At 39.7% G+C, this 14,598-nt stretch carries 19 protein-coding genes and 2 pseudogenes; 19 read left to right on the forward strand and 2 right to left on the reverse strand.

Features of this window, described 5'->3' with window-relative positions:
- The first annotated feature begins 3 nt into the window (after window positions 1-3).
- From rpmD to RCG17_RS14060, 17 genes and pseudogenes are all read left to right on the forward strand, one after another.
- On the forward strand, window positions 4-183 hold the full coding sequence (gene rpmD, locus RCG17_RS13980; protein ID WP_308175681.1) for a 50S ribosomal protein L30: 180 nt from the start codon (window positions 4-6) through the stop codon (window positions 181-183).
- Between the two features lie 33 nt (window positions 184-216).
- Window positions 217-657, forward strand: coding sequence for a 50S ribosomal protein L15 (rplO, locus tag RCG17_RS13985; protein WP_308175682.1), 441 nt, complete (start codon window positions 217-219; stop codon window positions 655-657).
- Window positions 657-1,953: pseudogene (gene secY / locus RCG17_RS13990) on the forward strand (preprotein translocase subunit SecY). Before rplO ends, secY begins: the two are co-directional and overlap by 1 nt.
- A gap of 56 nt (window positions 1,954-2,009) precedes the next feature.
- The gene (locus RCG17_RS13995) at window positions 2,010-2,663 is read left to right on the forward strand and encodes an adenylate kinase (RefSeq protein WP_308175683.1); all 654 of its coding nucleotides are present in this window, start codon (window positions 2,010-2,012) and stop codon (window positions 2,661-2,663) included.
- A gap of 553 nt (window positions 2,664-3,216) precedes the next feature.
- Window positions 3,217-3,435, forward strand: a complete 219-nt coding sequence (gene infA, locus RCG17_RS14000) for a translation initiation factor IF-1 (RefSeq protein WP_007085268.1) — start codon at window positions 3,217-3,219, stop codon at window positions 3,433-3,435.
- Window positions 3,436-3,472: 37 nt separating this feature from the next.
- Window positions 3,473-3,586 carry a 50S ribosomal protein L36 gene (rpmJ, locus tag RCG17_RS14005; RefSeq protein WP_000868344.1) on the forward strand — a complete coding sequence of 38 codons (114 nt, stop codon included), beginning with the start codon at window positions 3,473-3,475 and terminating at the stop codon, window positions 3,584-3,586.
- Between the two features lie 23 nt (window positions 3,587-3,609).
- Window positions 3,610-3,974, forward strand: a pseudogene (gene rpsM, locus RCG17_RS14010) (30S ribosomal protein S13).
- A gap of 24 nt (window positions 3,975-3,998) precedes the next feature.
- On the forward strand, window positions 3,999-4,388 hold the full coding sequence (gene rpsK, locus RCG17_RS14015) for a 30S ribosomal protein S11 (RefSeq protein ID WP_308175684.1): 390 nt from the start codon (window positions 3,999-4,001) through the stop codon (window positions 4,386-4,388).
- Between the two features lie 169 nt (window positions 4,389-4,557).
- Window positions 4,558-5,502, forward strand: coding sequence for a DNA-directed RNA polymerase subunit alpha (locus tag RCG17_RS14020; RefSeq protein WP_308175685.1), 945 nt, complete (start codon window positions 4,558-4,560; stop codon window positions 5,500-5,502).
- Window positions 5,503-5,578: 76 nt separating this feature from the next.
- A complete protein-coding gene (rplQ, locus tag RCG17_RS14025; protein WP_308175686.1) occupies window positions 5,579-5,941 on the forward strand; it encodes a 50S ribosomal protein L17 in 363 nt (120 codons plus the stop codon).
- Window positions 5,942-6,297: 356 nt separating this feature from the next.
- Window positions 6,298-7,137, forward strand: coding sequence for an energy-coupling factor ABC transporter ATP-binding protein (locus RCG17_RS14030; RefSeq protein WP_308175687.1), 840 nt, complete (start codon window positions 6,298-6,300; stop codon window positions 7,135-7,137).
- Entirely contained in the window at window positions 7,113-7,982 is an 870-nt protein-coding gene (locus RCG17_RS14035; protein ID WP_308175688.1) for an energy-coupling factor ABC transporter ATP-binding protein, read from the forward strand. The genes RCG17_RS14030 and RCG17_RS14035 overlap by 25 nt, the downstream gene beginning before the upstream one ends.
- Window positions 7,979-8,776, forward strand: a complete 798-nt coding sequence (locus RCG17_RS14040) for an energy-coupling factor transporter transmembrane component T family protein (protein WP_308175689.1) — start codon at window positions 7,979-7,981, stop codon at window positions 8,774-8,776. The genes RCG17_RS14035 and RCG17_RS14040 overlap by 4 nt, the downstream gene beginning before the upstream one ends.
- Window positions 8,777-8,788: 12 nt before the next feature.
- Window positions 8,789-9,529 (forward strand): tRNA pseudouridine(38-40) synthase TruA, encoded by a 741-nt coding sequence (truA, locus tag RCG17_RS14045; protein WP_308175690.1) that lies wholly within the window; start codon window positions 8,789-8,791, stop codon window positions 9,527-9,529.
- A gap of 251 nt (window positions 9,530-9,780) precedes the next feature.
- On the forward strand, window positions 9,781-10,218 hold the full coding sequence (rplM, locus tag RCG17_RS14050; protein ID WP_308175691.1) for a 50S ribosomal protein L13: 438 nt from the start codon (window positions 9,781-9,783) through the stop codon (window positions 10,216-10,218).
- Between the two features lie 20 nt (window positions 10,219-10,238).
- The gene (gene rpsI, locus RCG17_RS14055; RefSeq protein WP_308175692.1) at window positions 10,239-10,631 is read left to right on the forward strand and encodes a 30S ribosomal protein S9; all 393 of its coding nucleotides are present in this window, start codon (window positions 10,239-10,241) and stop codon (window positions 10,629-10,631) included.
- A gap of 85 nt (window positions 10,632-10,716) precedes the next feature.
- Window positions 10,717-11,223 (forward strand): DUF5667 domain-containing protein, encoded by a 507-nt coding sequence (locus tag RCG17_RS14060; protein WP_308175693.1) that lies wholly within the window; start codon window positions 10,717-10,719, stop codon window positions 11,221-11,223.
- 24 nt (window positions 11,224-11,247) lie between these two features.
- Here the strand turns inward: RCG17_RS14060 and RCG17_RS14065 are convergent, their stop codons facing one another.
- Window positions 11,248-11,481: a hypothetical protein gene (locus RCG17_RS14065; RefSeq protein WP_308175694.1), complete on the reverse strand. Its 234-nt coding sequence runs from the start codon at window positions 11,479-11,481 to the stop codon at window positions 11,248-11,250.
- Window positions 11,482-11,699: 218 nt separating this feature from the next.
- On the reverse strand, window positions 11,700-13,091 hold the full coding sequence (locus tag RCG17_RS14070; protein WP_308175695.1) for an amino acid permease: 1,392 nt from the start codon (window positions 13,089-13,091) through the stop codon (window positions 11,700-11,702).
- Window positions 13,092-13,256: 165 nt separating this feature from the next.
- On the opposite strand from RCG17_RS14070, the gene RCG17_RS14075 reads away from it, so the two are divergent.
- Both RCG17_RS14075 and cwlD read left to right on the forward strand, forming a co-directional pair.
- Window positions 13,257-13,700, forward strand: a complete 444-nt coding sequence (locus RCG17_RS14075) for a YbaK family protein (RefSeq protein WP_308175696.1) — start codon at window positions 13,257-13,259, stop codon at window positions 13,698-13,700.
- A gap of 86 nt (window positions 13,701-13,786) precedes the next feature.
- The gene (cwlD, locus tag RCG17_RS14080; RefSeq protein ID WP_308175697.1) at window positions 13,787-14,512 is read left to right on the forward strand and encodes an N-acetylmuramoyl-L-alanine amidase CwlD; all 726 of its coding nucleotides are present in this window, start codon (window positions 13,787-13,789) and stop codon (window positions 14,510-14,512) included.
- Window positions 14,513-14,598 lie beyond the last annotated feature (86 nt).

Genomic DNA, 14,598 nt, shown 5'->3' on the forward strand with positions numbered 1-14,598 from the left:
ATAATGGCAAAATTAGCAATCACCCTCACACGCAGCCTAATTGGTCGTCCAGAAGACCAACGTGAAACAGTAAAAGCATTAGGATTACGCAAACTTAATCAAACAGTTGAGCATGAAGATAATGTTGCGATTCGCGGCATGGTCAATAAAGTGTCTCATCTTGTAACGGTTAAAGAACAATAATTGATTTTTCTCTTTCAATAAGGAGGTGCCAATATGAAACTTCATGAGTTAAAGCCTGCGGAGGGTTCTCGTAAAGAGCGTAAACGTTTAGGACGCGGTATCGGTTCTGGCCAGGGTAAAACTGCTGGTAAAGGTCATAAAGGTCAAAATGCCCGTTCCGGCGGCGGTGTCCGCATCGGTTTCGAAGGTGGTCAAACACCTCTATTCCGTCGTTTACCAAAACGTGGATTTACAAACATCAATCGTAAAGAATATGCAGTAGTTAATCTTGACGTTTTAAACCGCTTTGAGGACGGTACAGAAGTTACTCCAGAACTTCTTATCGAATCTGGTGTGGTTAAAAACGAAAAGGCAGGAATTAAAGTTCTTGCAAACGGAACATTAGAGAAAAAATTGACTGTAAAAGCTCATAAATTCTCCTCTGCTGCCAAGGAAGCAATCGAAGCTGCCGGTGGAAATACTGAGGTGATCTAATGTTTTCAACCATCTCCAATTTTATGCGCGTGGGTGATATAAGACGAAAGATCATATTCACCCTTTTAATGTTAGTTGTGTTTCGACTTGGAACGTTTATTCCTGTACCAAATGTAAATGCCTCAGCACTTGATACTACAAGCGGTGCAAATATATTTGGAATTCTAAATACCTTTGGTGGAGGAGCATTAAAGAAATTCTCCATCTTTGCCATGGGTATTATGCCATATATCACTGCTTCCATCATAGTTCAATTATTGCAGATGGATGTTGTACCAAAGTTTACAGAGTGGTCCAAACAAGGAGATGCCGGACGACGTAAATTAGCTCAATTCACACGTTATTTTACAGTTGTTCTTGGTTTTATTGAGGGGATCGGAATGTCCTATGGTTTTAATAACTTCAGCCGGCGGTCAACTGATTTCAAATCCTAGTATTGGAACTTACCTCTTAATTGCTACTGTTTTAACAGCTGGGACTGCATTTTTGATGTGGCTTGGTGAACAAATTACTTCACATGGTGTAGGTAATGGGATTTCTATCATTATCTTTGCTGGTATTGTTGCTCAAATTCCGACAACATTGAATCAAATTTACATCCAGCAATTCGAAAATGTTGGCAGTCAGTTATTCATAAAGATTGTCACTGTTGTAGTTCTTGCTCTTGCTGTTATAGCTGTAGTAGTTGGGGTTATTTTCTTTGACCAGGCTAAACGTAAAATTCCAATTCAGTATGCAAAACGTGTGGTTGCTGGACGTACTCCTGTTGGAGGACAATCTACCCACATGCCGTTAAAAGTGAATGCTGCAGGGGTTATTCCTGTTATCTTTGCTATTTCGTTTATTGTTACACCAAGAACAATTGCTTCGTTTTTCCCAACCAACCAAGTAACGATTTGGATAGGAAAAATATTTGATTATTCACACCCAATTGGAATGGTGATTTATGCCGCGTTAATTATTGCGTTTACGTATTTCTATGCCTTTATTCAGGTTAACCCTGAACAAGCAGCAGAAAATCTGCAAAAGCAAAGTGCCTATATTCCAGGAATTCGTCCTGGAAAAAGTACACACGAATACTTAACACGTGTATTATATCGGTTGACATTTGTTGGTTCGATTTTCTTAGCAGTTGTTGCTGTACTTCCAGTTATCTTTATTCAGATTGCCAATCTTCCACAGTCGGCACAAATTGGCGGAACAAGTTTGCTTATCGTAGTCGGTGTAGCACTTGAAACAATGAGACAGCTAGAGGCGCAGTTGGTAAAACGCCATTATAAAGGGTTTATAAAATAACTGGTTTTGGGGACATTAGTTCCCTGAAACCCAATTAGCACGAAGGGGGAATACGTGTGAATTTAGTATTAATGGGGCTTCCAGGTGCAGGTAAGGGCACCCAAGCTGAAAAAGTTGTCGAGGAATACGGCATCCCTCATATCTCTACTGGAGATATGTTCCGTGCAGCTATGAAAGAAGGAACAGAACTAGGTTTAAAAGCTAAATCATTCATGGACAAAGGCGAACTTGTTCCTGATGAAGTAACAATCGGGATTGTACGTGAGCGTCTAAGTAAGGATGATTGCAAAAAAGGCTTTTTACTAGATGGTTTTCCTAGAACAGTTCCTCAAGCAGAAGCGTTAGAAAATATTCTTGCTGACTTAGAAAGAAAAATTGATTATGTAATCAATATCGATGTTGATAAGAATATCCTAATGGAACGTTTAACAGGACGTCGTATTTGTAAGAGCTGTGGTGCAACATACCATCTCATTTTCAACCCACCAGCACAGGAAGGTGTTTGTGACCGTTGTGGCGGTGATCTGTATCAACGCGCAGATGATAATGCAGAAACAGTTCAAAATCGTTTAGAAGTTAATATTAAGCAAGCCCAACCTTTATTGGATTTTTATGAAGAAAAAGGCTATTTGCGTACATTGGATGGCCAGCGTGATATTTCTGTTGTTTTTGCGGAAATCAAGCAGTTACTTAGGGGATTAGCTGAATGATCGTTTGCAAGACCCATAAAGAAATCGAGATCACAGTGAAACTACTCTGCGAAGGCTTGAATGAAGTAAAACCAGGTGAACGTCTTTCAAAATCTCCCTTGCGATTCAAAGTATGTTGAGGCAAATGGTTTTTCGATTGTACGCGAGTATGTAGAACGTAGTCTTAGGGAAAGACTTACATGAAGAATCAAATATTCCTCATGTTAGTTCTTTGACAACGTTCCACTCAAAAGACCTGGATATTATTGGACTAAAACGATCATATTCCGCAAAAAGGACAATTTTGTAATAGTTACTAGCAGACGAGATGCAGGTCAGTATGATATAATTGTAAGGTTGCTGGATTATAAGTTATTATTTGTTGCAGACGGAGAAACTCGCAAGTTTGGTACAGCAAAGTAAAAATCCTCTACATCTTCAATTATTTGATCAAGTATCTCCTGAACTTCAGAATTGTACCTGAGGAAACGGACGTGTAACGACGTTAGACCTGCTTACACTTACTATGTTTTTGAATGAACGCAAATCTGTAAAGAGAAGGGAGACGATTTTGATGGCGAAAGATGATGTTATTGAAATTGAGGGTAAAGTCATTGAAACTTTGCCAAATGCCATGTTTAAGGTAGAATTAGAAAATGGTCATACTGTGTTGGCTCATGTCTCAGGAAAAATCCGCATGCATTTTATTCGAATTTTACCTGGTGACAAAGTGACTGTTGAGCTTTCTCCATATGACTTAACACGCGGACGTATTACGTATCGCTTTAAATAATCTACTTGCACTCCGAACTATTAAGGAGGTTAGGATAATGAAAGTAAGACCATCTGTAAAACCGATCTGCGAAAAGTGCAAAGTTATCCGTAGACGCGGAAAAGTTATGGTTATCTGTGAAAACCCTAAACATAAACAAAAACAAGGTTAATTTGAAGGAGGTGCGCAAATTTTATGGCACGTATTGCTGGTGTAGATATTCCACGTGAAAAACGTGTAGTAATCTCTTTAACTTACATCTATGGTATTGGTAAATCTACTGCACAAAAAGTTCTAGCAGAAGCTGGTGTTTCTGAAGAAACACGTGTACGTGATTTAACAGAAGAAGAATTAAATAAAATCCGTGATATTATTGATAAATTAAAGGTTGAAGGTGACCTTCGTCGTGAAATTTCTTTAAACATTAAACGTTTAATGGAAATCGGCAGCTATCGCGGTTTACGTCATCGCCGTGGTTTACCGCTTGCGGACAAAATACGAAAAACAATGCTCGTACACGCAAAGGTCCTCGTAAGACTGTAGCGAACAAGAAAAAATAATCGGTAAAGGAGGTACTCATTTAAATGGCTCGTAAAACAAACACACGTAAACGCCGTGTTAAAAAGAATATTGAAGCAGGTATTGCACATATCCGTTCAACATTTAATAACACAATCGTAACAATTACAGATATTCATGGTAATGCAATTTCTTGGTCTAGTGCAGGTGCACTTGGATTTAGGGGTTCTCGTAAATCCACTCCATTTGCAGCACAAATGGCAGCAGAAACTGCGGCTAAAACTTCTATGGAACATGGTATGAAAACACTAGAAGTTACTGTAAAAGGACCTGGTGCAGGCCGTGAAGCAGCAATTCGTGCTCTTCAAGCAGCAGGACTTGAAGTAACAGCAATTAAAGACGTTACGCCTGTTCCTCATAATGGCTGCCGCCCACCAAAACGTCGTCGTGTTTAATTTTTCTGTATAAAATTAGTATCCTTGTCAATAATGGGATATGTACTAATTTCCGTTCATACAGATTCATTATTCCAGTTGTTGTGCACAAAACGGGAACGTATACATGGGGGAATTTCGGTTAGAACAAACTAGCCGGGTTTTCGACGTTTTGAAGGAGGGTTATTTGATGATCGAAATAGAAAAACCAAAAATCGAAACGGTTGAGATCAGCGATGATGCCAAGTACGGTAAGTTCGTCGTAGAACCACTTGAGCGTGGATATGGTACCACTTTGGGTAACTCCTTACGTCGTATCCTATTATCCTCACTCCCTGGTGCCGCTGTTACATCGATTCAAGTCGATGGGGTACTTCATGAGTTCTCAACAATTGAAGGCGTCGTAGAGGATGTAACGTCCATCATCCTAAACATTAAGAAACTAGCGTTAAAAATCTACTCTGAAGAAGAGAAAACACTCGAAATTGATGTTCAAAGTGAAGGTCCTGTGAAAGCAGGCGACATTACTCATGATAGTGATGTTGAAGTCTTAAACCCTGATCTTCATATTGCAACTCTAGGTGCGAATGGCCATCTACGTATGCGTTTAACAGCCAAAAGAGGTCGTGGTTATACTCTTGCTGAACAAAATAAGCGTGAGGACCAGCCAATTGGTGTGATTCCAATTGATTCAATTTTTACACCAGTTTCACGAGTTTCTTATCAAGTAGAAAATACACGCGTAGGCCAAATGTCAAACTTTGATAAATTAACGTTAGACGTTTGGACAGATGGAAGCACGGGGCCGAAGGAAGCAATCGCACTAGGTTCTAAGATCTTGACAGAGCATTTAAATATTTTCGTTGGTTTAACTGACGAAGCTCAAAATGCAGAGATTATGATTGAAAAAGAAGAAGACCAAAAAGAAAAGGTTCTAGAAATGACAATTGAAGAACTTGATCTATCGGTTCGTTCTTATAACTGCTTAAAGCGTGCTGGAATTAACACTGTTCAGGAATTAGCGAATAAAACTGAAGAAGATATGATGAAGGTACGTAACTTAGGACGTAAATCACTTGAAGAAGTGAAGGCGAAACTAGAAGAGCTTGGATTAGGCTTGCGCAGAGACGACTAGTTAACATCCATTAACTAGCTGTTTTCTTGTTTACTTGCTAATCCGCTTAACAACTTCAAAAAGGAGGGAATCCTTCATGGGTTACAGAAAGTTAGGACGCACTAGCGCTCAACGTAAAGCGATGCTACGTGATTTAACTACAGATTTAATTATCAACGAACGTATTCAAACAACAGAAACTCGTGCGAAAGAGCTTCGTTCAACTGTTGAGAAAATGATCACTCTAGGCAAACGCGGTGATTTACATGCACGTCGTTTAGCTGCTGCATATGTACGTAACGAAGTAGCTGATGCTGAAAATGGTACAGACGCTTTGCAAAAACTTTTCTCTGATATTGCTCCTCGTTACCAAGAGCGTCAAGGTGGATACACTCGTATCATGAAACTTGGACCTCGTCGCGGCGACGCTGCTCCAATGGTTATCATTGAATTAGTTTAATACGCAAAACAAAACAACAAGGGCGCTGGACAGTTTTTTATATCAAACTTGTTCTTTGCCCTTTTTCTTCATACGAACCGAATAGTTTCGACCCAAGCCAAAAAGAGCGTTACGATGAGCGTAACTCGGGGCCATGTTCCCGAGAAAAAGTAAAGATATCCTTTTTTACTTGCAGTAGGGAGTTTTCCCTATTTTGCGTCTCGTCTAGCTCATGCACCTCCTCCCATTTCTTTATCGGAATTCCCTTTTCAATAACAAATTGATTTGATTTGTTTAGGGTTGAGGTGCAGGCTTTTTTTGCATTTTAAGGAAAAATTGCTCACGAGAATCTTGGTGACGTAAGGGATGAATACACATTGAAAAAGCCAATCGTATCACTAAATAACGTTTCCTTTCAGTATGATAATAGCCAAACACTCGCATTAAAGGACGTTTCCTTTGAGATATATGAAGGTGAATGGCTTGCAATAGTGGGTCATAATGGTTCAGGGAAGTCTACAATGGCAAAGCTGTTAAATGGACTTCAATTTCCTGGTCAGGGTGACATTACCGTAACAGGAACCAAACTTAGTGAAGCGACTGTTTGGGATATCCGCAAGCAAATTGGCATGGTTTTTCAGAATCCAGATAATCAGTTCGTCGGTACAACAGTTGAAGATGATGTGGCTTTTGGTTTAGAAAATAACGGTATCCCGAGAGATGAAATGGTCCAAAGAGTCTTGGATTCTTTAAAGAAAGTGAAAATGGATCAGTTTCTTAATCAAGAGCCTCACCATCTATCTGGTGGTCAAAAACAACGTGTTGCAATTGCCGGGGTTCTTGCATTAAGACCAGAGATTATTATATTGGATGAAGCAACTTCCATGCTTGACCCAAGAGGAAGAGAAGAAGTATTAGAAACAGTTCGTGAACTAAAGGGTGAAAAAAATTTAACTGTTATTTCGATTACTCACGATTTGGATGAAGCCGCTAAAGCCGACAGAATGATCGTAATGAATAAAGGTATGGTTTATCGTGAAGGTACACCAGAAGAAATTTTTTCAATGGAAGAAGAGCTAATCGAATTGGGACTAGATATTCCTTTTGCGGTAAAAATGAGCAATGCATTCAGGCAAAAGGGGTTCCCGTTATCGAAGCATTATTTATCGGAAGAAGAGTTGGTGACAGAGCTATGGACATATCGCTTAAGCAAGTAGAGTACCGGTATCAAGCAAATACTCCTTTCGAACATCTTGCTATTCAAGATGTATCTATTGATATTCCTTCGGGTACTTATATGGCCATTATCGGTCACACCGGGTCTGGAAAGTCAACGATTCTTCAGCACCTAAATGCGCTTTTGCAGCCTACAGAGGGAATGGTTGTTATTGGAAACAGAGAAATTAAAGCACATCAAAAAAATAAAAATTTAAAGGATGTGCGGCAAAAGGTAGGGATTGTTTTTCAATTTCCGGAGCATCAATTATTCGAAGAAACAGTTGAAAAAGATATCATTTTTGGACCGATGAATTTCGGTGTATCGGAGCAGGAAGCAAAGCGAAGAGCAAGAGCTGCGATTGTCCATGTGGGATTGACAGAAGAGATCTTGCAGAAGTCTCCATTTGATCTTTCAGGAGGTCAAATGCGACGTGTTGCTATTGCAGGTGTACTAGCAATGGATCCTGATGTTATCGTTCTGGATGAACCTACTGCCGGCTTAGACCCTCGTGGCCGTAAGGAAATCATGGATATGTTTTATCAACTGCACAAGGAAAGAAACCTTTCAACCATATTGGTCACACACAGTATGGAGGATGCCGCAAAGTATGCAGACCAAATCGTGATTATGCATCAAGGCAAAGTTGTTAAACAAGGTACAGCGGAACAGATTTTTTCATCTCCAGCTGAGCTGATCAAGCTAGGACTAGATGTTCCAGAAGTCGTTCGTTTCCAGCTTAAGCTTGAAGAAAGAATCGGCGCCAAAATGGATAAAGTCTTTTTATCCATTGAAGATTTATCTTCTGCTGTCGCTAAGTCTTATGCAAGGGGTGTTCAATCATGATGGAAAAAATGATCTTTGGCCGTTATGTTCCAGTTGATTCAGTTGTCCATCGGATGGACCCTCGTTCCAAACTTACCATTATATTTTTGTTTGTCTGTATAATTTTTCTTGCAAATAATTGGATCACCTACGCACTTATTGGTATTTATACATTTTTAATGCTGGGACTTTCAAGAATCCCATTTCGTTTTTTATACACAGGTCTAAAACCAATTCTGTGGATTGTTCTTTTTACTTTGGTGCTGCAATTATTTTTCACGAAAGAGGGACATTTATTGTTCCATCTGGGGCCGATTAAAATTTATGATGAAGGGGTCAGACAAGGGCTTTTTATTTCGCTGCGCTTTTTCTTTTTAATTTTGATGACGTCACTGTTAACGCTGACGACTTCTCCGATTGAAATAACAGATGGACTTGAAACCATCCTGAATCCCTTGAAGAAGGTTCGCTTTCCTGTCCATGAACTTGCTTTAATGATGTCGATTTCATTAAGGTTTATCCCAACCTTAATGAGCGAAACCGATAAAATCATGAAAGCACAAATGGCGCGGGGGGTAGAATTTTCTGGAGGTCCAATCAAAGAGCGGGTCAAGGCTGTTGTACCGCTTCTCATTCCATTGTTTGTAAGTTCATTTAAACGTGCAGAGGAATTGGCCATTGCGATGGAAGCACGGGGATATCGTGGCGGGGAAGGTAGAACGAAATACAGACTACTGTCCTGGAAGATTATGGATTCATTACAAATATTGCTGCTGATTATTTTAACGGTCCTTTTATATGTATTAAAGTCATAATGGAGAACTCAAATGCAACGGTTGAAATGTATTATCTCATATGATGGAACAAATTTTTCCGGATACCAGGTCCAGCCAAACAAGCGAACTGTACAAAGTGAATTTGAGGCATGCTTAGCCAAGCTTCATAAAGGGAAAGATGTAAAAATCTTTGCCTCTGGCCGTACGGATGCCGGGGTACATGCCAAGGGTCAGGTGATTCACTTTGACACCCCGCTTTCGATCCCTGAGGATAGATGGCCAATAGCCCTAAATTCACTCTTGCCAGATGATATTGCCGTACTTTCTGCTGAATATGCCATCCCGTCGTTCCATGCACGCTTTTGTGCGAGCGGGAAAGAGTATCGTTATGTTTTACGATTGTCTCCGAAGCGTGATCCATTGATGCGGAATTACGCCTATCATTACCCATACCCATTAAATCTTCAAGCAATGAAAGAAGGGGCCAGCTTTTTACTGGGCACTCATGACTTTACAAGCTTCTGCTCGGCGAAAACGGAAGTGGAAGATAAAATCCGTTCAATAAAAGGGATTGATTTTTCAAAGGATCATGAGCTGTTAACCCTTAAATTCACGGGGGATGGGTTTTTATATAATATGGTTAGAATTTTGGTTGGTACTTTATTGGAAATTGGTTCTGGTGAGAGAAAGCCGACGGAGATCCCAAAGATCTTAGAAGCAAAAGACCGCCGCCTCGCAGGGAAAACAGCCCCTGCAAACGGGCTTTATTTGTGGCAAGTATTTTACGAATAAAACAACTTTTCCTGGTGTAACATTTTCTTGACATTTTGGCGGTAAGGTATTATCATATCATATGTGCGTGTTTTAATCCCACGATAAAGCCCCGGAAAGTCTTCATCGTGATTGAAATATATGAACTTAAAACTTAGGCGTAAAAAAGGCATTGGATTTTCATTCTCGGAACAGTTTGAAATTCTTTGCTTCATGAAAACGCGGAAAAATATTGATCTTGAAATGGATTTAAATCTAGGAGGGAAAAAATCATGCGTACAACGTTTATGGCAAATGCTCAAAATATTGAACGTAAATGGTACGTGATTGATGCAGAAGGACAAACTTTAGGTCGTTTAGCTTCTGAAGTTGCATCAATTCTACGTGGTAAACATAAACCAACTTTTACACCACATGTTGACACTGGTGATCATGTAATCATTCTTAATGCTTCTAAAATTCACTTAACTGGTAAGAAGTTAACTGACAAGCTTTACATTCGTCACAGCTTACACCCAGGCGGTTTAAAAACAAGAACTGCGCTTGAAATGCGTAATAACTATCCTGAGAGAATGATCGAAACTGCTGTTCGCGGTATGCTTCCAAAGAATTCTCTTGGACGTCAAATATTTAAAAAATTACATGTTTATGCTGGCAGTGAACATCAACATCAAGCTCAAAAACCAGAAGTTTACGAACTTCGCGGATAATTTTTAAGGAGGTTATTAACTTGGCACAGGTTCAATATATTGGTACTGGCCGTCGTAAGAGCTCTGTCGCACGTGTGCGCTTAGTTCCAGGCAGCGGTAAAATTATTATTAATGATCGTGATATCGAAAACTATATTCCATTTGAAGCTTTACGTTCAGTTGTTAAACAACCATTAGTAGCTACAGAAACTCTAGGCAGCTATGATGTTCTTGTAAACGTAAGCGGTGGTGGCTACACTGGTCAAGCTGGCGCAATCCGTCATGGTATCGCTCGTGCGTTACTTCAAGCTGACCCAGAATTCCGTCCAACATTAAAGCGCGCAGGTTTATTAACTCGTGACCCTCGTATGAAAGAACGTAAAAAATACGGTCTTAAAGGTGCTCGTCGTGCGCCTCAGTTCTCAAAACGTTAATTATCAACGTTTCGAAGGCTCTCAACCGATTTGGTTGGGGGTCTTTTTTATTATATAAACATTTATTTGTCCAACTTGTATAGTATTGCTGCAACTAACTGTAATTTTTCTGTGGACCCTCATAAAGCTTGGCGAATCCTCGTACATTGTAGCGCTTACATTCGATCAAACGAAAGAAGCAAAGCTTTTAGCCAGCAATGCATCAGAAAGATTAGCTGAAGCACAGGCATTGTATGCTTCCGGCGATCAACAAAAAGCGGTTGATACCCTTAAATCAGCATTAGATGACATGAACAGTGCACAAAAAATTGTGGAGAAAGAAGACGAACAAACTGAGGATTCTGCCAAATCAACATCCTCTACCACCGAAGATTTATCTACAAATAAAGATTCATCGGCCACTAAAGAATCAGCTACTACTAAAGATTCATCGACCACTGAAGATTCACCAGAAATTAAAGATGTGAAAGACCAGCTTACGCAAAATATCAAGGCACTCCAAGCTGCATTAGAGAAGGGAATTAAAAGCGTAGCAGCGAAGAAAGCACTTGAAAAGAATATCATGAAATTTAAAGCGAAGTTCAGCCGGTAAAAATTCCGTTTCTACAAATGATAATCAATCAACGCAGTCAGTAACGAATACAGACCAGTCTGCATCTGATACAACATCAACCGATACAAATGCGACTGCTACCGATACGACATCAACAGGTTCCGTTACTAGTGACACAACAACACCAGCAACAGAAACCTCAAATACAAATTCAGAAGAAACAACTGTATCAGCACCTGCAGCAGCAACAACTGCATCCGTCACACCAGCTGCTGGCGGAACAACCACTCCTTCCAATCATGGAAAAGAAGTATCCCAAGTAGCCAAACAAGCAACAACACAAAATTACGGCCAAGTGGTATCCCAAGTTGCGAAATCAAACGCAGGAAAAGATAATAACGAAAAGGGTAAACATTAATAACACAAAACGTTTAAACCATTCAAATAAATGATAAATAGGCTCCTAAACCTGTTTTGGGAGCCTCTTTAAATAGTATTCCGCCTATAATTAGTTTCTAATGCTGAATAGGTTTTGGCTGTCTTCGCGACCAAATAAAATAAGCTATACTTATAACAGCAATAAAACTAAAGGCTGCATAAAAGCCCATCAGAAAATCATGGACCCGTAAACTCATGATAAATAACACCAAAATAGCAGCAATAGTGCTATATGCCCCTGGGCGGCCCCAAATTAGATTTGATTTAAACGTTTCGTTTTCTCGGCGTTTTTTTAGCCAAATCAGATAAGTAACAATATTAAGGGTCCAGTTTAGAAAAGTAAAATACGATGAAGCGGAAACTAAATAGTTATATAATGTGGATGGCAGTAAAAATGACATTCCCACTATGATTAAGGTTCCTGCAGCTACTGCAAGCCAAGCATTTCGATAAAATCCTCGTCTTGAATGTTGAAGAAACAGCCGTGGTCCTTTTTTGGCGACAGACAATGACACAATCAATTGAATGGAAGCATAGTAACTTGCAGCCATTACTGAAAATGCCGCAAGTAAAACAATGACGTTCAAGCCTGAGGCGGCCCAATTCATACCAATAACGTTAAAGGCATGTACAAACGGGGACTTACTGGTTGACACTGTGTTCCAGGAACTGATTGCCACTAATACCAACATTGAAAGGACATAAAGCCCAATTGAACCGAAGGTCATAAGTTTGGCTGCTTTTGGAATGTCCACTTTTGGCTTCGAGACTTCTGTAGAAGCCATGGCAAGAGCACTAATTCCTGAAAAGGAAAAAATGACAACAAGCATCGATTGAAGCAAGCCTGGTGCTCCTTTAGGGAAGAATCCTTGAACGGTAAAAGGATTTGATTTTGCGTAAAAGCCATGGGTCATCAGCGCATAGCCTCCAAGTACTATAAAGGCAATTAGTGCCAAGACCTTCACTGCGGCCATTCCAGATTCAATTCTGCCAAAGTTTTGCATATTCATGGCATTCAAGAGGATAATGATGACCATAAAGGTCATAGCAAACACGGGCAGCGGGATGTGCGGCAGCCAGTAATGGGCAAAAACCCCCATCGCTATCGCTTCTGAACCAACCCCTAGGATGCTGGAAATGAAAACAGCCCAGCCAATTAAAAAGCCTGCATAGGAACCTAGAAATTCCTCGACATAAACGCGAAATGAACCATGCTCAAGTCGGTTAACATTGACGCTGGTCATCGCCCCCAATACCTGCATCATAATAAGTCCTCCAATTAAAAACGCCAGTGAAACTGATGGCCCTGCTTGACGTACAGCTAAACCGGAGCCGAGGAAGAAACCAGCACCAATGACACCGCCAATTCCCAGCCCAGCTAAACTATATCCATTTAACCCGCCATGATGCACTTCAACTGGCTTTTCGCCGCGGGGGAGAATAATCCCAGTTTTTAAAGTTTTATACATGCTCAATACCCTCTTTCACTAATTCCTCAGTTACTATCATGCACCCAGCCTATAAAACGATTCGAGGAATAAAAAACCTTAGAAAAATTGGAAATGGAATTCGTACTATAAACTGCATGTCTTATCTGTGAATTATGAAGAATAGTTCTAAGAGGTGAAGAATGAGTGAATGTGATAACAACCTTTAAAGATAAACAACGTGAAAAACAAATCAAATATGAACGTTCCGTTTTAAAGGATCTTTCCATTAATAAATTAAAAGAACGAGTAAAGCAATACTTTGGTTCCTCAAGAATTGCTTCCAGTTTTGTTATGAATACAGGGATAGAGGAAGCATGCTATGATGTTGCATTGGAGGCCTATTTACTAGGAGCAAAATTTAGTAAATTTGGCTATTATGGAGAAGGTATCGAAGAAGTTAAAGACCGTTGCTATTTTGAAGAGAAACATTTAATCGACACCTTATATAACTTTTTACTTTATTGGGGAAATGGTGAGGAAGGGACAATGAGTGAATCGCTTTATTATATGTGTGAACAATATATCAATGTATGGTGGAGAGAGGGGTTTGAAAAAGGAGAAAGACGTCATAAATTACGCCTCCACTGAGTGCAAAACATACTTCCTGTTCTAAAATAAGTTCTTGTCCCATATAGATAAATTGAACTTGGACTAGGGCGGGAAGGAATGATTCGGTGGTTAAGAAAAGGATAAAATTAATCGGTTTTGCCGCAGGCCTTATTTTACTGTTTTTTATCCTACAGTACGAGTTTGCAGAACATAATTCTTGGAAGTCTTGGAATCTGCCTCTGACTGGGAAAATCATTTTGATCGATCCAGGCCATGGGGGACCAGATGGAGGAGCAGGAGATAAGAATACGCTAGAAAAAGATATCTCACTACCTGTTTCTTTAAAGATAAGAGATTATTTACAGGAACAAGGTGCGCTTGTTATTATGACACGGGATTCAGATAAGGATTTAGCAAATCCGGGCACAAAAGGTTATAGCAGACGTAAAGTTGAAGATTTAAAAGAAAGATTAAACATGATTAATCAAAACGATATTGACCTCTATGTGAGTATCCACTTAAATGCAATTCCATCAGAGAGATGGAGTGGGGCCCAAACATTTTACGCATCACAGTACATGGAAAATGCAAAAGCAGCCAAGTTTATTCAGGACGAGCTGCGGAAAAATTTGGGCAATACGAACAGGAACGCAAAACCATTAAACTCAGTCTACATTTTAAAAAATGCCAAGAAGCCAGGAGTTTTGGTCGAGATTGGTTTCCTTTCAAATCCAAGAGAGAAGACCCTATTAAAAACGAATACTTATCAGAATAAGGTGGCAGAATCAATATACAGAGGAGTTTCCCGTTACTTTACAAATGAAAAGGAACTTAAGCAAACGTGGGATTAATGAAAAGTGAAGCAGTTTTGACGTTTAGAAGGTGCTGAACCTTCTATTTTTGTGCAAGCTGGTATATATTTCTTGACTTTTTCCTA

The sequence above is a fragment of the Neobacillus sp. PS3-12 genome, from assembly GCF_030915385.1.
Lineage (GTDB): Bacteria > Bacillota > Bacilli > Bacillales > Cytobacillaceae > JAEVLT01.